This window comes from Microbispora oryzae (assembly GCF_017896165.1).
In the GTDB taxonomy this organism is placed as follows: domain Bacteria; phylum Actinomycetota; class Actinomycetes; order Streptosporangiales; family Streptosporangiaceae; genus Microbispora; species Microbispora oryzae.
Genome location: NZ_JAFCNB010000003.1, coordinates 34430 through 54559, shown reverse-complemented (window position 1 = coordinate 54559; position 20130 = coordinate 34430). Strand labels below are relative to the sequence as shown.

The window sequence follows — 20130 nt, the reverse complement described above, 5'->3', positions numbered from 1 at the left end:
CCGACCGTATCGAGGCAGTCGCGGGGCGGAGGGAGACAAGATGTCGCCCTTTCAAGGGGGGTTACAGCACGCCGACGCGGGCGCCGAGCTCGGCCAGGCGGCCGCGGGGCGCGGTCCGGATCATCGCCCCGACCGTCTCGCGTACCGCGGGATGTAGGCGGGTCATTTGCGGGGCGATCTGCTCGGCCGCGAGCAGGCAGTCGAGGGCCTGCTCGCGCTGCCCGTTCATGTAGTGAGCGCGGCCGAGATCGATCTGCAGGGTCGATCGGCGCTGACCGGAATAGCCGGTCGGTAGCGTGATGCGCTCGCCGCGGCGTACGGCCTCTCGGCCGCGGCCGAGTTCGACCTGCATGCTTACTGACCAGATGGCGACGTTCGCCGGCCCGAATGACAGGCCGTAGTCGTCGCGGTCGGCGCGTAGCAGGTCGGCGGCGCGTTGTGCGTGTTCCAAGCCCTGTGTCATGCCGCCTGCGTCGGCCGCCCTCGCGCTGTTGAGTGCGGCCTTGAGCGCAAAAGCGCCCTGCAGTGACAGCACCTCGGGCTGCGTCGCGTCGGCGGGCGCCCCGCTCACGTCGTTGAGAGCCTGATCGATGATGTCGGCTGCGGCGTCGTGCTCGCCTACCCGGATGAACTCGTCTGCCCAGGTCCATTCGGCCGCGGCGGCGAGTAGCGGGTCGTCGGTCTGCCGCGCGGCCAGGCGGCAGCGCTCTGCGGCCATCGTGGTGATTGCCGCGTGGCCGAGGGATCGGGCGAGGGATAGGGCGCATTTGTACCCGTAGCACAGGAGCCGGTATGCGCGCCGTTGCTGGTCGCCGGTCAGGGTGTGGGCGGCGATCTGCAGGTCGCGCAGCAGGCCCGGCAGCAGCTCACCCGATCGCGCGAGGGTGACGTCCCGCCGGTAGATCATCGCTTGCCGCACGCGGCCCGCGAGCGCGTCGAGGTCGACGGCTGCGACGTCCTGCTCGGCAAGCCTCGGAACCTGGCCGTGCATGAGCAGGGCCCGGTGCACGGCGGCGATCGTCGATGATGCGTGCTCGGCCTCGGGGTCGGCGTCGGGCAGGTAGGGGACGCCCGTGATGTCCGTCGGGGCGCATTGGAGGGCGCGGGCGAACGCCAGGATCACCGAGCCGCGGTCGAGGGGCCGGCGGCCCTGCTCGATCGCCTTGATCGTCGCGGTCGCGTAGCCGACGGCGAGTCCTAGCTGCTCTTGCGTCAGCCGGCGGCGGCGGCGCAGGTTGGCGAGCCGCTGCCCGTTGGTGGTCGCGTCGTAGGTAGGGGCGTGGCGCATGAGTACCTCGCGGGGGCAGTTGTCAGGTGCCTACTCTGCCGAGGCTACGCCGGACCTCGCCGCCCTGTCGCGCCCCAGGTAGCATGACGTCGTCAGGTGCCCCGCCTCGGCGGCGGCGTTGGGGTCCGGTACGCGTTCGGGGGTTCGCGACCGGGCCCCCTTGCTTTTCCGGGCCGGAACATGGCAACGGCCCCGGGCGCGGGGCTGTTCAGGTGCCCCGCCCGGGGCCGTCGCGGCAGTCGCTTTCGGGCTATCCGTCGCCGGACGTGCGGGCCTGCCTGCGGCTGCGTCGGCGCGTCGGCCGGTCCTCGACGATCCACCGTACGAGGGCGTCGGTCAGGCCGAGCAGCTCGGCGACGTCGCCCCGGGTCGTCTGCCGCTTGAGCCGGCGCACCGCGGCGTACATCGCATCCTGCGCGGCCGAGGTCGTCGTCTTGGCCGCGGCGTGCGCGGCGATCGCAGCGCGGCACTCGGGCACGAGCTCGTCGCGGCCGCGGGCCGGCAGGGCGGCCAGGTCGGCCGCCCCGGTGTCGATCAGCGTGCGGGCCTCGGCGAGCAGGCGCCGGGCCTCGCGGAACCGGCCGAGCGCGGCGGCGACCGGGTCGTCGTCGTCGGGGGAAGCGTTCAGGTCCTCGCGGGGGCCGTCAGTCACGCGGCGAGTGTAGGGCCTGGCGGGCACGGCGACCATGCTGCAGATCACCCTGCCGCCTGTCCGGCGGCGTCGTCGGGGCCTACCACGATGAACGGTTTCACCTCGCGGATACGGGCCCGCCCCCACGAATCGGAACGCCCGTACGCCTGCCCGAGGTCGCGGCCCGAGGGGTCGAGGCCGTCGAGGCGGGCCCGCTTGTACGTCTGCCGGGCGGCCTCTTGGATCTGGTCGTCGGTCATCTCGGCGAGCTCGTCGGCCTGCGGCACGAGTGGCAGCTCGACGTCGCCCTCGGTCTCGGTCTCGTCGTCGTCGGTCGGCGGGGGCAGCTCGGGCCGCCGCTTGGATGCGCGGTCGAGCTCGCGCTGCCGCTGCCTTTCCGCCCGTTCCGCTTGCCTGGCGGCACGGTGCTCGACGGCGAGCTCGACCGCGCGGTCGGGGTCGGTCAGGTTGAGCCGCACGGCCTGCCGCTTGGCGGCGAACGTCTCGGGAAACCACAGGACCCAACGCGCGAGCGGGAACCGGGCGAGCTCGTTTCCGGCGGGGGCGGTAGGCGTTCCGGAAGGGGCGGCAGGCATTCCGGAAGGGGCGGAAAGGGCCGCGGTAAGGGCCTGCTCGGCGTCGCGGGCTGCGTGGTACCACGCCCACAGGACCGGCGAGATCAGCGACATGATCGCAAACGGGATCGCGAGGCCCTGCCGCCCTTCCGTCACGCTCCAATGCGAGTAGTTCAGGTAGGCGACTGTGCCCGCCATCAGGGCGGATACGGCGAACGCGAGGGCGTAGGGGCGGCCCGCTTTCCGGGCGGTCAGTCCGTAGTCCAAGACGGTTACCGCGATCAGTTCGAGCAAACCGGCAAGGGCGGCAGCCCAACCGGTAGGCAGACCGGCCTGCTCGATCAGGTACAGCGCCTGCCCGTATCCGGCGGCCGAGTTCACGCCGAGATTGATCACGAGGCGGCGCAGCCGTGCCGAGTTCGCGGCGAGGGTCTGCCGCCAGTGTGCGAAGGTCTGCCGCCTGCTGCCGCGCCGGGCGGAAACCTCGGCAGCGCGTGCCGCCTCGGCGTCGCGGGCCTCAGCGAGGGCGGCCGCGCGCTCGCGTTTGCGGCGGGCGATCTCGGCCCGGTGCGCGATCTCGTCGAGGCGCGCTTTCCGCTCGGCTGCGGCGAGTTCCGCGTCGCCGATCGCGGCCTGCCGCTCGGCGTCGGCGCGGGCGGCGAGGGCGGCGGCCTCGATCGCCTCGGCCTCGGCGAGCGGGTCGAGGGGGGCGGGGGCGGGCGAGGGGGTGCGCCGGCGAATCAAGTTGATCATGTCAGGTGCTCTCCGTAGGGGGGTCAGGCGAGCGGGCTGCCGAACAGGGCGAGGGCGAACAACGTCACTCCCCCGCCGACCGTCACGATCATGAGCGTGTACGGGTTCAGCCGCAGCCGCAGGATCGAGCGTGCCGCAACGTCGGCGGCCGCGAGGCCAACAACGGCGAGACCGATCCGGTAGGCGTCGAACTCGAGCGGGGCGATCAGGCGCATGATCTGCTCGTGCGCGGCCCCTGCGACAAGTGCGACCGCTAGGGCCATGATCGCGTTTACGATGCCGCCGGCCCTGCTCGGGCGGCTGTGCAGGTGCCGTCGACCGGGGCGGGCGGGGGCCTCATCGGGGGTTCCGGCGGGGGTCTGCTCGATCATGATGACTCCTGCTTGTGATCTTGTTCGGTTACTGTCCGTGCGCGGGCGCCGACCCATGCGCGGGGGCGGCTGTGACTGTGCGGGCGACTGTGACGTGATGGCTGTGACGCCCCGTGTGCTTATAGGGAGTGCGGGGAGCGCGCCCGATTTGCCCCGCCTCACTGTGCGGCGATCTTGCCCCTCACAGTGAGGCGATCAAGGCCCTCACAAGTCACTGTCCGTAGTCGGGCTCGGTCGGCTCGCCGCGGTCGCCCCGCTGCGTATGGATCACGACGTACGAGCCGTAGTCGTCATGGCTGCGGACGCATCCCCACTCGCGCAACGTCTTGAGCTCGTGCCGCACCCATGAGTCCGACCGGCGGGCCCGCGCCCGCACGAGGTCGTACAGGTCCTGCGGCTTGAACGTGCCGCCCTCGCCGATGTCCTCGGCCAGGATCGCGAGCAGGATGTCGACCGCCTCGTCGCGGTCGACGATCGCCTGCAGCCCCTCGTCGCCCTCGGCCGGCGGGAATTCGATGTCCTCGAACCGCTCGCCCGCGGCGCCCTGCGGCTCGTCGTCACCCGGGCGGCCCATGCGTTCGAGGCCGTCGACCATCTGCTGCAGCACGCCGCGGCGTTCCGGGTCGCCCTCCAACCCGAGGGCGACGTCGCCGACGAGGTTCTCGGCCTGCGTGGCGACCTCGTCGGCCTCGTACTCCGGCCCCGGGGCGAGCTCGTCGTCGAGGCCCTCGCCGAGGTCGAACCCCTCGACCGGCATGTCGTCGGCCGGCGCAGCCGCGGGGGCGGGTGTGCTGCGCCGCACGGCCACCGGCGGGGCCGCAGCAGCCGCCGGGGGCGTTGGCACAGCGGGGGGCGCTGCGGGGGCCGCAGCCGGGGCGGGCGGCTGCTCGTACGGGTCGGCGTACCGCGGGGCGGGCGGCCCGGCGAACGCGTGCTGCCGCGGCCGCCGGTCGCGCTCGGCCTGCCGGGTCGCGTCGAACTTCGCGTACGGCTCGCCCCATGATGCCGCGGTGATCGGGTCGAGCGGCGCCTCCACGAACGGGCGGTACTCGGCCAGGGCGGCGGCGACGTCGGACCCGTCGCGCGAGCGGCGGGCGAACCGAGCGGGGATGACCTGACGGTTCAGCGGCAGGTGGCCGAGGACCGTGTAACACATGCCGGGCTGCCTGTTCTTCCACACCCACGGCTGCGCGCCCATGTCGACGAGCTCGGGCGGCATCACGAGCTTCGCGTCGTCGGCGTCGTTGCACCCGAACATGATCAGATCGGCGGCGTTGCTGCGCACGTTGGTGTCGACCCGGTCGTGCACGCCGCGCTGCGCCTCGACGATCAGTTTGATTCCGACACTCGCGGCCCGTTCTGTGATCTTGACGAGGTCGGCGTTCCCGTACAGCGCGGCCGCCTCGTACGCGTGCACCTGCAGCCACGTCAGGCCGCAGCCGGGCACCCACTCGCGCAGCATCCGGCCGAGCGGGTTACGCCGCGGGTCGCCGAGGAACGCCGCCCGGTTCGGGATCGTGACGTTCACCAGCTTCCACATGAACGACCTGATCGCAGGCACGCTCGTCACGACGTACACGGCGCCGTCGCCGATCACGCCGAGCTGCTGATCGCCCTTGACGGCGTCGAGCACCACGACCCCCGCATCGGCGCGGCACGCGACGTTGCAGTCGATCAGCTCGCCCGCGTCGCCCTTACCCGCCCGCGACATGCCGACCATGAGCAGGTGCGACTGCTGCACGTCCTCGTCGTCCGGGGTCGCCGCGGCGACGTAGGGCATGACGAGCGACAGGTCGGCATTGTCGCGGTAGCGGCCGAGTCCCTCGACCAGCTCGACGATCGACTCGCCCGGCGCCGACGGGCCCTGCCAGTCGAACGGCTTACGCAGGGGGTCGGTCTTCATCACGTGCACGCCGACCTTGTCGAGGTGGTCGCCGATCGCGAGGGTCGTGCCGCCCCGGATGCCGCCGAAGAACTTCGTAATGCGGTCGATCAACTGCGCCGACAGGTCGTCGGGCACCTCGCCGGGCCCGAGCTGCAGCCCGGCGACGGCGTCGACCGGGGTGTTCCTGATCACCGTGAGTTCGCTGTCGGCGATCGACGGCATGTAGTCCTGCACGAAGCCGCGCCACTCGGCCGAGCCGCCGCCACCGTGCCCGCGGCGTTCGAGCTCGCGCAGCGTGGTCGAGGTGTGCCGCTTGTGCCAGATGATCGCCGAGGTCATGCCGAACGTAAACGCGCCGATCATGACGTACGTGTCGGGTCCCTGCAGGATCGTGTACGAGGTCACGCCGGTCGGCGCGGCGAAGTTGAGGGCCTCGTGTACGCGGTTGAACGTCAGGCGGCCGCGGTTGAGGTACAGCGACGACCACACGAGCAGGGCACCGCAGACGATCACGCAGGTCGCGGTGAAGCCCTGCACGTCGCGGGCCCGGGTCAGCAGCCACGCGAGCGGGGCGACGCCGATCGACAGCAGCAGCAGCAGCCACGGGGCGAGCAGGCGCAGGGCGGCCGAGATCTCACCGGTCTCGGACATCTGCCGCTTGAGCTTGCGCGCCTCGCGCCTGCTCGTCTTCGGGCTGCTGGTCAGGAACGCGACCATGTCACACCGTCATTCCGGTGTCGCCGCCGCGGCGCATCTCGGCGGCTTTCGCCTTGCCGTACTTGCGCTCGCGCAGGCCGTCGATCGCGACCCCGCAATACTTCTCCATGTCCGGATACACCCGCCGGACGCCGGCCCGTGCCATGCGGCAGCCAAGACTCGCCGTCAGCAGCCCGAGGGTGCTGGCCATCGCGCGGGCCCACCTGTTGTCACCCGGGTCGACGCCCTGTCGCTTGGCCTCTTTCAGCAGGGCGTGCAGCCGCCCGGCGAGTTCCTTGCGGCGGCAGACGAACTCGTTCGCCATGTCGCCGAGCAGCTCGTCGGCGTGGCGTCCGTAGTTGCGTACCTGCTCGGGCGTGCGGGTCGGAACGTTGACGAGGTCAGCAGCGCGACGAGGCATGCCGTCACACCTCCAGAGTCAGGGGTCGGGGGTTGTCAGGGTCGTCGCCCTCGCCGGCGGCTGCGGGGGGCACGGTGCCCGGGGGCAGCACGACGACGTCGGGCCTCGGCGGCCACACGGGCACCTCGCCGGCGGGGGGCGGGTCGAGGTCGGTGCGCTCGGCGAGGAACTCGCGGGGGGCGAGGGCGGCGGCGCCACGCTGCAGGTTCCACCATGCCCACGCCCCGGCGAGGCCGCAGGCGGCGAGCAGCGCGACGGCGGCGACGGCCAGGGCCGCGACGGTGAAAGCGAGCAGCAGCAGCGCGGCGCCGAGCAGGGCCGCGAGGGCGCGGGCCGCGACGCGGCGGCGGGTGCGGTACATGCGCTGCTCGGCCCACCACACGCGCGCCGGCGTGCCGTCGTACTTGCTCGGCCGCAGGCCCGCGGCGAGCGCGGCGAGGCCGCAGGCGGCGAGGAACAGCTCGAACGGGCCGAGGTCGTGCCCGAACAGGTGGACGGTCACGGCCGCCCCCCGCCCGGGTGGATCGCGGCCGCCAGGCGGACCCGTGCGGCCGTCAGCCATGCGCCGGCGCGGGTCGTCAGCCCGGCGGCCAGGCCGGCGGCGACGAGGCACCAATCGCGGGGCGCCTCGACGACGCGGTGCAGCAGGACGTACACGGCCCATCCGACGGCGGCCATGACGAGCAGGGCGCCGAGGCCGAGCTCGGCGCGGCGGCGCCGCTGCGGCCGCTTGGCCGCGCGGGTCGGCTTGGCTTGCGCGCGGGCGGGTCGCTTGGTTGCGCGGCCGCCGGCGCGGCGGGGGCTCACCTGCCCCTCGCTCTCGCTGCCGTCGTCGGGCACGGGGTCGAGCTGTTGGGTCTCAGCCGCCGGGTCGTCGCGCAGCTCGCGCACGGACACGAACGCGTACCGCTTGTCGGGCGCGGCCGCGACTGGCGGCAGAGGCGCGGTTGGGGGGTCACGGTCATCATGTGAGGTCCTCATAGGCTCGGAGGGTAGCACGCTACCCACGATGGGAAGGGGGGTCGCCGGGCGCATGTGGCCGAGGGCGACGAACTGTATTCCTCAGGGATACAGAAAAGGGCCCTACCCGTCGCGCCGGCCAGCCGAGGTATCGACGCTTAGGAGTAGGGCCCTACAGGGTGAAGATTACCGGGATCGCGCCTGTCGGCGCAGTCGGCTCGACGCCCTCGGCAGGCGAATCGGGCGTGCCATGCTCGCGCGCCGGTCGAGGCAGTACAGCCACCCGAGCAGCAGCGCGGCCGAGCGCAGCAGCTCGGCCCGCAGCTCGCCCTCGTCGTCGCGGGTCAGCATCATCGCGACGGCCTCGCGCACCTGCTCGGCCCACGTGAGGGCGCCGGCCTCGCGGGCGGTGTCGAGGTGGAACGTCGCTGCCTGCCAGTCGAGCACGTGATGCGCCCCCGTGCCGTCCGGGTAGTCGACCGACAGGTCGAGCTCGGCGAACGCCGCCGCGAGGTCACGGCCGACGCCGTCGCGGGGCAGCCGGGGGCGCACGGCTACCTCGCCCCGGGGACGGCGCCGATCGCAGCGGCGGCGTCGCCCTGCTGCGGCACGCCGCCCCGTGCGGCCGCCAGGGCGGCGGCCTCGACAGGTCCGGCGGCGAGCGAGCTCGACGGCCCGTTCAGACCGGCCCCCGCGGCGGCCTGACGGGACGCCGGAACGCCCCGCGGGCCGATCCTGCCCTCGGCGGCCTGCGGCGTGTCGGCGATCGGCGCGGCGCAGGCCCGGTCGACGGCGAGCACGAGCGGCGCGCGAACGCTGGAAATCTTCTCGCCGTCGGCGTCGTAGAAATCGACCCATTCCTCGTCGTCACTCAGGCGGAAAGTGTCCGCCCAAATGATTTTGGGCTCGTTCTCGCCCCGATCGAATTCGACCGTGAAGCATTTCGTTCCTGCCATTTGCGTTTCTCCATTGATGTTTCGTCGGGTGCCGTTTCCCGTTGCCTTGCGGGGTAACGGTTGTACGGGCGGGGTCAGTGTTGCGGCGCGGGCAGTACGGTCGTCGCCGCGGCGGGGTCGACAGCGACGAGCCGGTCGCGCCGCCTGCTGTGATCGCCGTCGTCGCTATGCGTGGTGTCCTCGCCCGCGAGGCCGAGGCCGTCGTCGAGGCCCTCGGCGAGGGCGTCGCCGGCGAGCTCAGCGGGCGGCTCGGGATCAGGCGGCGCCGGCAGCGACAGGTCGAGCGGCGGGCCGTAGTGCACCGCGTCGTATAGGCGGCGGGCGAGGTCGGCCCGGCGCAGCGCGTGACAGGGCAGCTCGGGATCGGGGGCCGCGAGTACGCCGAGCGACACGGCGAGCCGCTCGGCGTCCCAATCGTCGCCGAGCGGCCGCCAGTCGACGACGCATCCGCGGGCGTCGTTGCGCGAGGTGTGCATGATCCCGGCGAGCAGCCCGGCGGCCGCCGAGGTGACGTCGGCCGATCGCCGCCATCCGGGTAGCTGGTTGTGCGCCTCAAGCCACGCGCCGATGAACGGCAGATCGCGGCCCGGGTCGCACGTGACGACCTCGGCGCCGAACAGCCGGCTCGCGAGGTCGGCGGCGAGCAGCCGCGGGTCGACGGGCGAGGGCGTGCCGAGGTTGACGTCGATCGCGGCGGCCGAGTGCGCGGCGGTCGGCTGATCGAAATACCGGGTGCGGCGCAGGTGTTCGGCGTCGGCGTCGGGCAGGCGCTGCGGCCGTAGCCGCCACAGTGACAGGCGCTCGGCGCCGCCGGGGGTGCGCTCGATGAGGGCGAGTTCGTGCAGCTCGTGAATGCGGGGGTTAGGGCCGGTACGGCCGGCCGCGAGGAACGCGATACGCGTCACGGGGGTACCTCCTCACAGAACAGGGATGAGGCGACGCAGGCCGCGATAGGTGCGGGTGACGTCGAGGCGTCGCCGCGGAGGGTGAGAGGCGAACATAGCGACGCCCGAGTCGAGCTCGCACTCGATCCCGACCGTGCGGCGGCTACGCTCGTGGATCTTGACGACGCGGCAGCCCGCGCAGGGGTAATGGATGTAGTCGCCGGGCCGCAGCGACCGGGCGCGCAGGCGACGGCGCCGGATGAGGGGCAGCATCAAACCCCCTGGTCAGGGTCGGTTTCGATCAGGTGGTCGTACCGGTCGTCGGCCCACTCGTCTACGCGGTCGTAGAAGTCGGGGTCTTGCAGCAGGTCGGCGAGCGACATGCCGTGCTCCTTTCCACGGGTGCACGACGGACGCTACACCCGTATGAGAAACACGCGCAACGGTTACCACCCTTCCGAGGGTTTGAGCTGCGCAAACGAAACGGCCCCGAAGGTAAAGAAAAATCTTCGGGGCCGTTCGGTTTCGCGCGTGTCGGGCGAGGTAGTGGGCGGCGTCAAGGGTGCGGCGGCAGGACAACCCCCCCTGTGTCCTGCCGGCCGCAGCCGCTCCAGATCTGGACCGCGCGCACGACCGCCTCGTCGCTGACCTCGGCGTCGGAGGAACGTTCCAATGCGGCTTCGATCATCGCGGTCAGGTCCTCGGCTGTGATCATCACTTGCTCTCCCTGGTGCTCGCGAAAGCGGGCTCAGGGCGGCCGTCATCCTCCCGGGGACTCCTGCCTAGAACACAAAGGGTGAACGTTCTACTACCGTACGTTTCTCTACTTTACCGTTTCGTTACCGTTTCCAGGGTCATTTCCAAACGAAGGCAAGCCGGTCAGGCTCAAACCCGTTGAACCCCCGCCGGACGCTCGGCCCGACCGACACATGATCAAGAACGGTCAAAATCAGGTCCCGCTGCTGGTCGAGCGTCGTCGTCGGCGCCGTCCACCACTCGGCCAGGGCCGCCGGCGTCGTCGGCATCGCGACCGGCAGCGACGACACCCGCTCACGATCGCGCATCGCCTGCTGCAGCCGCCGCCGCTCGCGCTGTAGCTCGTTCTGCGCGGCTTCCAGCGCGACCCGATCGAGGGTGCCCCGGGCCCAATCACGGCCGAGCTCGGCGAGCCGCTCGTCGACCCGCCCGAGTTCCATCGCGACCGAGGCACCGTCGCCGGCGGCCGCCGCCATCACCTGACGGCGAACCTTGGGACTCGCGAACCGGGCGAGGACCTCGGCCGCGACGTAATTGTCGAACGCCTCGCCCTGGATGCGGATTTTCCCGCACCCGCCGTACGGAACAGACGTACGGCAGACGTAACCGCGGCGGCCCGAGTTGCTCGGCTGTGCCTGCAGTTTGCTTTCACATAACCCGCAGATTGCGATTCCGCCTGACAGCAGGTACCGGCGGCGCGGCTCGTCGAACGTCTTGCGGCTTCCATCGTTCAGGAACGCCATGATCTGCGCGTGTTCCTCGTCGGTGAAGACGCGCGGGAACGCATCCTCGGCGACGACTTCCTCGTGATAGGTGCGGGCGCCGCGCAGCCTGTGATTTCTCAGTAGCCGCATGATCGTCGTCGGCGTGAACGGACGCCCGGTCACAGTGAGAATGCCGCGCTCTTGCAAGTCGCGGCACAGGCTCCGCACCGACTCGGGCTGAGGGGGCAAAATCCGCTCGGCCATTTCCCGGATGATCGCGACCTCGTCGTCGATCAGAGCCGAATTGTCGTCGGTATATCCATAGCACCGCATGCCGCCGCTGTGCGCCTTTCCGCTTCTCGCCCTGTTTTCATAGGCGAGCTCCATGCGCTCGATTTTTAGGTCGCCCTCGTATGCGCCCCACGTGACGAGCATCCGGCCCATTGCCCGACCGGTCGACGTGGCGAGGTTGATATCGCCTGTCTTGCAGTGGAACAGGGTTCCGTGCTCGTCGTAGATGTCGAGCATGTCCTCAAGTTCGCGCGGCCGGCGGGTGTACCGGTCGAGGTGCCAGGCCGCGACGGCCTGCACCGCGCCCGCGCGGGCATCGTCCCGCATCTGGTCAAAGTCGTCACGAATCTTGCGTTTGGTCATCCTGCCCGAGGCGGGAATGTCGTTGTCTACGTAGACTTTGACGATCTCCCCATGCGGGTCTTTCTCCGCAACGTATTCGCGTAACTTTGCGAGCTGGTTTTCTACGCTCTCGCCCTCATCCTCGGTGCCTTTATTTTTGTCCTTGGATATGCGCGCGTAGAGTCCCCACCGCAGGCCGGTTCTTTTCTGTTGCCTTCTCATCAGGGGTTTCGATTCCGCTATTCAGTTGTCAGGCGACCGCCTTTACCGGGGGCAGCGGTAGGCCGGCGGCGACGGTCGCCCGCCGAGCGGCGGCGGGAACCGGGGCCCTGCGCCGCGCACAGGCGGCCGAACTCGCCGTGCCGCGACTCTCGGGCCGCGAGGCGGGGGTTTCGTGGCCCTGCGTGGCTCTCAGGGCCGCGCGAGCCTGGTCGGGGGTTTCCATCAGGTCTCCAATCGCGCTGTGTGACAGGGCGAGTGTGCCCACAGCGTAGGACGGACACGCCGATGAACCGTCACAGCACAGGGCTATGACCTAGATGGTTACCAACCGTGACAGGTTCACCTATGCGCCTTGCATAGATGAGTCTGTCACGGTGGGGCTGGCGATCGCCACCACCTGACCGTCGTGCCCGGCGACCAGCGACTGCCCCTTGCCCCGGTCGCACAGCTGGTCGAACAGCCGGGGCGACAGGGCCGGGGCCGAGGTGAAGTAGCGCAGCCTGCGGCTGTCCGGCGAGCACCGCTCGTGCAGGTCGCGCACGGCCTCGCGGTAGACGGGGGTGAGCGTCTTGATGACGACTTCGGCTCCGTCGGCCAGCCGCATCGGGCCCTCGGCCGGCGTGGCGTCGGCGGGGGGCTGGGCGAGCCGCACCATCGCCGCCGCGCGGGCCGCCTCGGTGAGCGTGAACGGCAGGCCCGACCGGCGCAGCCGGATCGACCGCCGCGGCGCCACGGGCACCACCAGCAGGGTCGGGTCGGGCAGTTCGCCCACCGTCGCGTCTCTCCCGTACACCCAGCGGGCGTCGTCGGCCCGCAGCAGCTCGGCGAGGATCTCCGGCAGCCGCCACGGGGCCGAGCGCAGGCGGGCGGCCAGCAGCAGCGCGCGGGTCGGCTCGTCGGTGAGCTCGTGCGCCGTCGCGGGCACGATCTGGACCCGGCGTCCGCCCGCGGCCTCCAGGGCCTCCCGCACGGCGGCGGGCGAGGCGGGGATGTCGGTGACGAACTCGTCCACGGTGCCGTCCGTGTCGGGCTGCACCGACAGGCCGAGGATGTTCCCGCCCTTGTCCGCGAGCGCCGCCGCGAGCGAGGCGAGCCGCCCCGGCCGCTCGTCCACCGTCGTCCGGATCCGGAAGAACCCCATCGCTACCCGCTCCCTCCCTAACGCCGGGCTTCAGCATGCCGGAGGGGTGTTACGCGATTGCTACACACCGGTGAGCCGACCGTTTCCTTATGATCCATCCCGATATAGCCGCTGTTATCGGCGGCCAGAGGCCGCGTCTCCGACGACTTCCGTCGTGATATGTCCTTCGAAGCACGGATACAGCAGGATGTGTGCCATGAACGCTCCCCTGTCCCCGGACTTCGTCAACGGCGAGGTGTCCTTCTGGTATCGATCCATTGGCGTTCCGGAACCGGGCGATCCGCTCGGCGGCGACCGCGAGGCGGACGTGGCGATCGTCGGAGCCGGCTACACCGGACTGTGGACGGCCTACTACCTGAAGAAGGCCGATCCCTCGCTCCGGGTGGTCGTGCTGGAGAAGGAGTTCGCCGGGTTCGGGGCGTCGGGCCGCAACGGCGGCTGGCTCACCGCCGCGCTCGCGGGGTCACCCGGCCGGTACGCGCGGACCCACGGCCGGGACGCCGCCCGGCGGTTCCAGCACGCGATGTTCGAGAGCGTCGACGAGGTGATCCGGGTCGCCGGCGAGGAGGGCGTCGACGCCGACATCGTGAAGGGCGGCCTGCTCACCGTGGCCAGGGGCCCGGCCCAGGCCGCCCGGCTGCGGGAGGAGCTGGCGAGCCAGCGTGAGTGGGGCTGGGGTGAGGACGACGTGCGCCCGCTGTCGCGGGACGAGCTGGACGGACGGCTCCGCGTGACGGGCGCGCTCGGTGCCACCTGGACGCCGCACTGCGCCCGCGTCCAGCCCGCCAAACTGGCCCGCGGGCTCGCCGCGGCCGTCCGCAGGCTCGGCGTCGAGGTGCACGAGCGCACCCCGGTCGTCCGGATCGCCCCCGGCCGGGCCATCACGCCGTACGGGACGGTACGCGCGTCCCACGTGCTGCGCTGCACCGAGGGGTTCACCGCGACCCTCCCCGGGCACCACCGCGACTGGCTGCCCATGAACAGCTCGATGATCGTCACTGAGCCGCTGCCGGAGGACGTCTGGACGGCGCTCGGGTGGCACGGCCGGGAGCTGCTCGGCGACATGGCGCACTACTACATGTACGCCCAGCGGACCGCCGACGACCGGATCGCGTTCGGCGGACGCGGCCGGCCGTACCTCTACGGCTCTCGCGTCGACGACCGGGGCCACACGCACGCCTGGACGGTCGGCGCGCTGTGGGAGCTGCTGACCTCGTTCTTCCCCGCCGTGGCGGACGCCCGGGTGGCGCACGCCTGGTCGGGGGTGCTCGGCGTGCCCCGCGACTGGTGCTCGGCCGTGCACCTGGACCCCGGCACCGGCCTCGGGTGGGCCGGCGGGTACACCGGCCACGGGGTGACTGCCGCCAACCTGGCCGGGCGGACGCTGCGCGACCTCGTCCTGCGGCGGGACACCGAAACCTCCCGGCTGCCGTGGACCGGGCGCCGGGTGCGCGCCTGGGAGCCGGAGCCGCTGCGCTGGCTCGGCGTGCATTCCATGTACCGTCTGTACCGTCTCGCCGACGCGCGCGAGAGCAGGGGCATGCGCAGGACCTCGGCGCTCGCCCGCATCGCCGACATGATCACCGGTCACTGACGAAGGGGCGCCGGCTTGAGCTCGCACATCCTGTTCCGCGGCGGTCGCGCGTTCACCCCCGGCGGCTTCGCCGAGGCCGTACTCGTCCGCGACGGGGTGATCGCCGCCGTGGGCCCCCAGGCCGACCTCGAACGGCTGTCGCCGCGCGCCGAGCCCGTCGACCTCGGCGGCGGACTGCTGGTGCCCGGGTTCACCGACGCGCACGTGCACCCCGTGCAGGCGGGGCTTGAGCGGGCCAGGTGCGACCTGTCCGAGGTCTACGGGCCGGACGCCTACGTCGCCGCGGTGGCGGCGTACGCCGCGGCCCACCCTGGCCGGGAGTGGATCGACGGCGGCGGATGGGACATGTCGGCCTTCCCCGACGGACTGCCCCACCGCTCCCGGCTCGACTTCCTCGACCGCCCGGCGTACCTGATCCAGCGCGACCATCACGCGGCCTGGGTCAACTCCCGGGCGCTGGAGCTCGCCGGGATCACCCGCGACACCCCCGATCCCGCGGACGGGCGGATCGAGCGCGACCCCGACGGCACGCCGAGCGGTGTGCTGCACGAGGGCGCCATGGACCTCGTCGGCCTGCTCACGCCGCGCCCGGCCCCCGACGACCTGCACGCCGCCCTGCTCGACGCCCAGGAGCACCTGTTCTCCCTCGGCGTCACCGGCTGGCAGGACGCGATCGTGGGCTCCTACGCCGGCTCCGACGACCAGCTGCCCGTCTACCTGTCCGCGGCGGCGGCCGGACGGCTGAGGGCCCGCGTCGTGGGCGCCCTGTGGTGGGACCGCACCCGGGGCGCCGAGCAGATCCCCGAGCTGGTCGAACGGCGCGCCCTGGCGGAGGGCCTGGACCGGTTCCGCGCCTCGGCCGTGAAGATCATGCAGGACGGCATCCCGGAGAACTTCACCGCCGCCGTCATCGAGCCGTACTGCCGCTGCGGCGGCACCGGCCTGTCGTACGTCGACCCGGCCCTGCTCACCGGATATGTCAAGGAACTGGACGCGCTCGGCTTCCAGGTGCACTTCCACGCCATCGGCGAGCGCGCCGTGCGGGAGGCACTCGACTCCCTGACCGGCACCGACCCGGCCAACCGGCACCACATCGCGCACGTGCAGATCATCACGCCCCAGGACGTCCCGCGCTTCGCCGCGCTCGGCGTGACCGCGAACCTCCAGCCGCTGTGGGCGACCCACCACGCCCAGATGGACGAGCTGTGCATCCCCTACCTGGGCGAGCAGCGGTCCTCCTGGCAGTATCCCTTCGCCGATCTCGTACGGCACGGCACCCGCGTCGCCGGGGGCTCCGACTGGCCGGTGTCGTCGGCCGATCCCCTCCAGGCCATGCACGTCGCGGTGAACCGCACCGAGCCGGGCGGGTCGGTGCACGCCTCCTACCCCACCGCGGGCACGCCGTTCCTGCCCGAGCAGAGCCTCGATCTGCGGACCGTCATGACCGCGTACACGGAGGGGTCCGCCTGGCTGAACCGCTCCCCCGCCGGCGTGATCGAGGCGGGCCGCCCGGCCGACCTCGTCGTGCTCGACCGCGACCCGTTCACGCTCGACCCCGCGGACATCTGGACCACCCGCGTGCGGACGACGTTCGTCGACGGCGTCCCGGTGCACGGCTGAGCCCGCCACCCGGGCCTGAAAGGAGAGGGGCCTGAGGACGAAACGGGCTCCGTCCGCCGTGGCGGAGGGAGCCCGGATGCCGTCCCGATGCCCGTCCCGGGCCGTACGGCCCGGATCCCGGCGGGGACTCTAGTAGATCGGACGCGAGGAGGAGCGCAGGCGCTCCAGCGCCTCGGCGAGGATCTGCGCGCCGTCCTTGTCGCTGCGACGCTCCTTCACGTACGCGAGGTGCGTCTTGTACGGCTCGTTGCGGGGCGGAGCCGGGGGGTTCGCCTGGTCCTGGCCCGCCGGCAGTCCGCAGCGGGGGCAGTCCCAGAACTCGGGCACGGGCGCGTCGCTGGCGAAGCTCGGACGCGTCTCGTGCATGTTGGCGCACCAGAACGGGACCCGAACCCGGGGGGCGGCCTCGCCGCGCTCGGCCTCTCCCATGGGGCCGGCACCGACGCGGCTACCACGGATCGCGTTGCCACTACCCACCGATGAACTCCTTGCTCGATCGCCCCGAGGACGGGGGGAAGGTGAATCTCTGTCACGCGGCCGGGGGACGGCCGGGGACGGCCCGCTACGGCTTGAGGAGCAGGCCCAGCGCGATGATGCAGACGAACCAGACGGTCCCGGTGATGATGGTGAGCCGGTCGAGGTTGCGCTCCACCACCGACGATCCGCCGAAGGACGACGAGAAACCGCCGCCGAACAGGTCCGACAGACCGCCGCCCTTGCCCTTGTGGAGCAGGACGAGCAGGACCATCAGGGCGCTCGACAGGATGAGGGCGATGGAGATTCCGATTGTCACCGTAGACCTGTTCCTATGTCGGGCACGGCGCGTGCGCACGAGCCGTGGGCGTGACGATTCAATCTTGCACTTCGAGGGTACGGCCTGAAGTCAAGTCGCACCCTCGAAACGGCTCAGCTAACGAGAGATCTCACCAAAACGGCAAATCTTGACGAATTCTCCCGGGTCGAGGCTGGCCCCTCCGACGAGGGCGCCGTCGACGTCGGTCTCCGCCATGATGCCGGCGATGTTGTCCGACTTCACCGAGCCTCCGTAAAGGATACGGACATCGGCCGCCACATCGTCCCCATAGAGCTCGGCGAGTCGCACCCGGATCGCCCCGCACACCTCCTGGGCGTCCTTCGGCGTCGCGACCTCACCGGTCCCGATCGCCCACACCGGCTCGTACGCGATCACGATCGTCCTGACCTGGTCGGCCGGGACGCCGTCGAGGGCGCCGTCGAGCTGGCCGAGCGTGTACTCGACCTGGCGGGACTCCTGCCGGACCGGCAGTCCCTCGCCCACACACAGGATGGGCGTGATCGAGTGCCGGTAGGCGGCCTTGACCTTGGCGTTGCAGAGCGCGTCGTCCTCGTCGTGGTACTGCCGCCGCTCGGAGTGCCCGACCAGTGCGAAGGTGCAGCCCAGCTTGGCGAGCATGGCCCCGGAGATCTCCCCGGTGTAGGCCCCGGAGTCGTGGCGCGACAGGTCCTGCGCGCCGTACACGATCCGGAGCTTGTCACCGTCGACCAGCGTCTGCACGCTGCGCAGGTCGGTGAACGGAGGGATCACGGCCACGTCGGCCGCGTCGAAGTCCCGGGGGGTGAGCGAGAACGCCAGCTTCTGCACCAGGTTGATGGCCTCGAGGTGGTTGAGGTTCATCTTCCAGTTGCCGGCGATCAGCGGCTTGCGGGCCATCTACTCCTCCAGCGCGGCGAGTCCGGGCAGCGTCTTGCCCTCGAGATACTCGAGGCTGGCGCCACCTCCGGTGGAAATGTGCGAGAAGCCGTCCTCGGGCAGGCCGAGCAGGCGCACCGCCGCGGCGGAGTCGCCGCCGCCGACCACGGTGAACGCCTCCGAGCCGATCAGCGCCTCGGCGACGGCGCGGGTGCCGCCGGAGAACGCCTCGAACTCGAACACGCCCATGGGGCCGTTCCAGAAGACGGTCCTGGCGTCGGCGAGCTTGCTCGCGAACAGCTCGCGGGTCTTCGGGCCGATGTCCAGTCCCTCGCGGTCGGCCGGGATCGCCGTGGACGCGACCACCTCGTGCGGCGCGTCGGCCGCGAAGTGGGTGGCGGCCAGCACGTCGACGGGGAGCACCAGCTCCACGCCGCGGGCGGCGGCCTCGTCGAGGAAGCCGCGGACCTGGTCGAGCTGGTCCTCCTGCAGCAGCGACTTGCCGACCTCGTGGCCCTGGGCCTTGAGGAAGGTGTAGGCCATGCCGCCGCCGACGAGCAGGCGGTCGACCTTCGACAGCAGGTTGGCGATGACGCCGAGCTTGTCGGAGACCTTCGCGCCGCCCAGGATCACCACGTACGGCCTGGCCGGGTCCTCGGTGAGCCGCTTGAGCACCTCGACCTCGGCCAGAACCAGGTCGCCCGCCGCGTGCGGCAGGCGCTTGGGCAGGTCGTAGACGCTGGCGTGCTTGCGGTGCACCGCGCCGAAGCCGTCGCCCACGTACAGCTCGGCCAGCGCGGCCAGCCGGTCGGCGAACTCGCCCCGGACGGAGTCGTCCTTGGACTCCTCGCCCGGCTCGAACCGCAGGTTCTCCAGCAGGGCGACCTGCCCGTCCTGGAGGGCGTCGACCGTGGCGCGCGCCGAGTCGCCGACCACGTCGGTGGCGAACGCGACGTCCTCGCCGAGCAGCTCGGCCAGCCGCCGGGAGACCGGGGCGAGCGAGTACTTCGGCGTCGGCGACCCCTTGGGCCGGCCGAGGTGGGCGGCCACGACGACCTTCGCGCCGCGCTCGATCAGCTTCCTGATCGTCGGCACCGACGCGCGGATCCGGCCGTCGTCGGTGATCGTCTCCCCGTCGAGGGGGACGTTGAGGTCGGCGCGCACGAAGACGCGCCGGCCCTTCACGTCGAGCTCGTCAATCCCGATCATCAGAGGGTGGCGCCCACGAACACGATCAGGTCGGCGAGGCGGTTGGAGTAGCCCCACTCGTTGTCGTACCAGCCGACGGTCTTGACCTGGTTGCCGATGACCTTGGTCAGACCGGCGTCGAAGATGCAGGACGACGGGTCGGTGACGATGTCGCTGGAGACGATCTCGTCCTCGGTGTAGGTCAGGTAGCCCTTGAGCGCGCCCTCGGAGGCGGCCTTCAGCGCGGCGTTGACCTCCTCGACGCTGGTCTCGCGCTTGACCTCGACGGTGAGGTCGGTGGCCGAGCCGGTGGGGATCGGCACGCGCAGCGCGAAGCCGTCGAGCTTGCCCTTGAGCTCGGGCAGCACCAGGCCGATGGCCTTGGCGGCGCCGGTCGAGGTCGGCACGATGTTCAGCGCGGCGGCGCGGGCGCGGCGCAGGTCCTTGTGCGGGCCGTCCTGCAGGTTCTGGTCCTGCGTGTAGGCGTGGACCGTGGTCATCAGGCCCTTCTCGATGCCGAAGGTGTCGTTGAGGACCTTCGCCATCGGGGCCAGGCAGTTGGTCGTGCAGGAGGCGTTGGAGATGATCGTGTGAGCGGCCGCGTCGTACTTGTCGTGGTTGACGCCCATGACGATCGTCACGTCTTCGTTCTTCGCCGGAGCGGAGATGATGACCTTCTTCGCGCCGTTGTCGGCGTGGACCCGAGCCTTGGTGGCGTCGGTGAACAGGCCGGTCGACTCGACCACCACGTCGACACCCAGGTCACCCCAGGGCAGCTTGGCGGGGTCGCGCTCGGCGAAGGTCTTGATGGCCTTGCCGTCCACCGTGATCTCGTCGGCGGAGGCCTTCACCTCGTACGGCAGGCGGCCCAGGATGCTGTCGTACTTCAGCAGGTGGGCGAGCGTGGCGTTGTCGGTGAGGTCGTTGACCGCGACGATCTCGATGTCCTTGCCGCTGGCCGCCACAGCGCGCCAGAAGTTGCGGCCGATACGGCCGAAGCCGTTGACGCCTACGCGGATGCTCACGGATCCGATCTCCTCGTACGTCGTGCGCCGGGCCCCCCGGCGCTTGGCTGTGTTAAACCTCAGTGACAGACCTTATCGGACCCAAATTGGTGTAGACCAACGGGCCATGCCTTGGGCCGGGTCAAGGTCGGTCCGCCGGAGGACCATGCCGGGGCACG

Annotated in this window: 22 protein-coding genes; 2 read left to right on the top strand and 20 right to left on the bottom strand. The window is 71.3% G+C overall.

Annotation, left to right across the window (positions count from 1 at the left end):
* Positions 1 to 61: 61 nt before the first annotated feature.
* The 15 genes from JOL79_RS06730 to JOL79_RS06660 form a co-directional block, all read right to left on the bottom strand.
* Complete coding sequence (locus JOL79_RS06730; protein ID WP_210154806.1) at positions 62 to 1288, bottom strand: helix-turn-helix domain-containing protein; 1227 nt, start codon at positions 1286 to 1288, stop codon at positions 62 to 64.
* A gap of 250 nt (positions 1289 to 1538) precedes the next feature.
* Positions 1539 to 1940 carry a hypothetical protein gene (locus tag JOL79_RS06725; protein WP_210154805.1) on the bottom strand — a complete coding sequence of 134 codons (402 nt, stop codon included), beginning with the start codon at positions 1938 to 1940 and terminating at the stop codon, positions 1539 to 1541.
* 44 nt (positions 1941 to 1984) lie between these two features.
* Positions 1985 to 3247 carry a hypothetical protein gene (locus JOL79_RS06720; protein WP_210154804.1) on the bottom strand — a complete coding sequence of 421 codons (1263 nt, stop codon included), beginning with the start codon at positions 3245 to 3247 and terminating at the stop codon, positions 1985 to 1987.
* A 23-nt stretch (positions 3248 to 3270) separates the two neighbouring features.
* Positions 3271 to 3618, bottom strand: a complete 348-nt coding sequence (locus JOL79_RS06715) for a hypothetical protein (RefSeq protein WP_210154803.1) — start codon at positions 3616 to 3618, stop codon at positions 3271 to 3273.
* Between the two features lie 211 nt (positions 3619 to 3829).
* On the bottom strand, positions 3830 to 6220 hold the full coding sequence (locus tag JOL79_RS06710) for a hypothetical protein (RefSeq protein ID WP_210154802.1): 2391 nt from the start codon (positions 6218 to 6220) through the stop codon (positions 3830 to 3832).
* A 1-nt stretch (position 6221) separates the two neighbouring features.
* Entirely contained in the window at positions 6222 to 6620 is a 399-nt protein-coding gene (locus tag JOL79_RS06705) for a hypothetical protein (protein WP_210154801.1), read from the bottom strand.
* Positions 6621 to 6624: 4 nt separating this feature from the next.
* Complete coding sequence (locus tag JOL79_RS06700) at positions 6625 to 7122, bottom strand: hypothetical protein (RefSeq protein ID WP_210154800.1); 498 nt, start codon at positions 7120 to 7122, stop codon at positions 6625 to 6627.
* Positions 7119 to 7601, bottom strand: a complete 483-nt coding sequence (locus JOL79_RS06695) for a hypothetical protein (protein WP_210154799.1) — start codon at positions 7599 to 7601, stop codon at positions 7119 to 7121. Before JOL79_RS06695 ends, JOL79_RS06700 begins: the two co-directional genes overlap by 4 nt.
* Positions 7602 to 7766: 165 nt before the next feature.
* Entirely contained in the window at positions 7767 to 8132 is a 366-nt protein-coding gene (locus tag JOL79_RS06690) for a hypothetical protein (protein WP_210154798.1), read from the bottom strand.
* A gap of 2 nt (positions 8133 to 8134) precedes the next feature.
* Positions 8135 to 8536, bottom strand: coding sequence for a hypothetical protein (locus JOL79_RS06685; protein WP_210154797.1), 402 nt, complete (start codon positions 8534 to 8536; stop codon positions 8135 to 8137).
* Positions 8537 to 8610: 74 nt separating this feature from the next.
* Positions 8611 to 9441 (bottom strand): hypothetical protein, encoded by an 831-nt coding sequence (locus JOL79_RS06680; protein ID WP_210154796.1) that lies wholly within the window; start codon positions 9439 to 9441, stop codon positions 8611 to 8613.
* Positions 9442 to 9453: 12 nt separating this feature from the next.
* Positions 9454 to 9693, bottom strand: a complete 240-nt coding sequence (locus tag JOL79_RS06675) for a hypothetical protein (RefSeq protein WP_210154795.1) — start codon at positions 9691 to 9693, stop codon at positions 9454 to 9456.
* A gap of 283 nt (positions 9694 to 9976) precedes the next feature.
* Positions 9977 to 10135: a hypothetical protein gene (locus JOL79_RS06670; RefSeq protein WP_210154794.1), complete on the bottom strand. Its 159-nt coding sequence runs from the start codon at positions 10133 to 10135 to the stop codon at positions 9977 to 9979.
* A gap of 139 nt (positions 10136 to 10274) precedes the next feature.
* Positions 10275 to 11735, bottom strand: a complete 1461-nt coding sequence (locus tag JOL79_RS06665; RefSeq protein ID WP_210154793.1) for a recombinase family protein — start codon at positions 11733 to 11735, stop codon at positions 10275 to 10277.
* Positions 11736 to 12078: 343 nt separating this feature from the next.
* Positions 12079 to 12876, bottom strand: coding sequence for an ACT domain-containing protein (locus tag JOL79_RS06660; RefSeq protein ID WP_210154792.1), 798 nt, complete (start codon positions 12874 to 12876; stop codon positions 12079 to 12081).
* Between the two features lie 196 nt (positions 12877 to 13072).
* Here JOL79_RS06660 and JOL79_RS06655 point away from each other — a divergent pair, with 196 nt between their 5' ends.
* Positions 13073 to 14470, top strand: coding sequence for an NAD(P)/FAD-dependent oxidoreductase (locus JOL79_RS06655; protein ID WP_210154791.1), 1398 nt, complete (start codon positions 13073 to 13075; stop codon positions 14468 to 14470).
* Between the two features lie 15 nt (positions 14471 to 14485).
* Positions 14486 to 16090, top strand: coding sequence for an amidohydrolase (locus JOL79_RS06650; RefSeq protein WP_210154790.1), 1605 nt, complete (start codon positions 14486 to 14488; stop codon positions 16088 to 16090).
* A gap of 129 nt (positions 16091 to 16219) precedes the next feature.
* Here the strand turns inward: JOL79_RS06650 and JOL79_RS06645 are convergent, their stop codons facing one another.
* From JOL79_RS06645 to gap, 5 genes are all read right to left on the bottom strand, one after another.
* Entirely contained in the window at positions 16220 to 16567 is a 348-nt protein-coding gene (locus JOL79_RS06645) for an RNA polymerase-binding protein RbpA (RefSeq protein WP_210154789.1), read from the bottom strand.
* An 85-nt stretch (positions 16568 to 16652) separates the two neighbouring features.
* Entirely contained in the window at positions 16653 to 16883 is a 231-nt protein-coding gene (secG, locus tag JOL79_RS06640) for a preprotein translocase subunit SecG (RefSeq protein WP_210154788.1), read from the bottom strand.
* 117 nt (positions 16884 to 17000) lie between these two features.
* Positions 17001 to 17780, bottom strand: a complete 780-nt coding sequence (tpiA, locus tag JOL79_RS06635; RefSeq protein WP_210154787.1) for a triose-phosphate isomerase — start codon at positions 17778 to 17780, stop codon at positions 17001 to 17003.
* Positions 17781 to 18968 (bottom strand): phosphoglycerate kinase, encoded by a 1188-nt coding sequence (locus JOL79_RS06630; protein WP_210154786.1) that lies wholly within the window; start codon positions 18966 to 18968, stop codon positions 17781 to 17783.
* On the bottom strand, positions 18968 to 19972 hold the full coding sequence (gene gap / locus JOL79_RS06625; RefSeq protein WP_210154785.1) for a type I glyceraldehyde-3-phosphate dehydrogenase: 1005 nt from the start codon (positions 19970 to 19972) through the stop codon (positions 18968 to 18970). The genes JOL79_RS06630 and gap overlap by 1 nt, the downstream gene beginning before the upstream one ends.
* Positions 19973 to 20130: the final 158 nt, after the last annotated feature.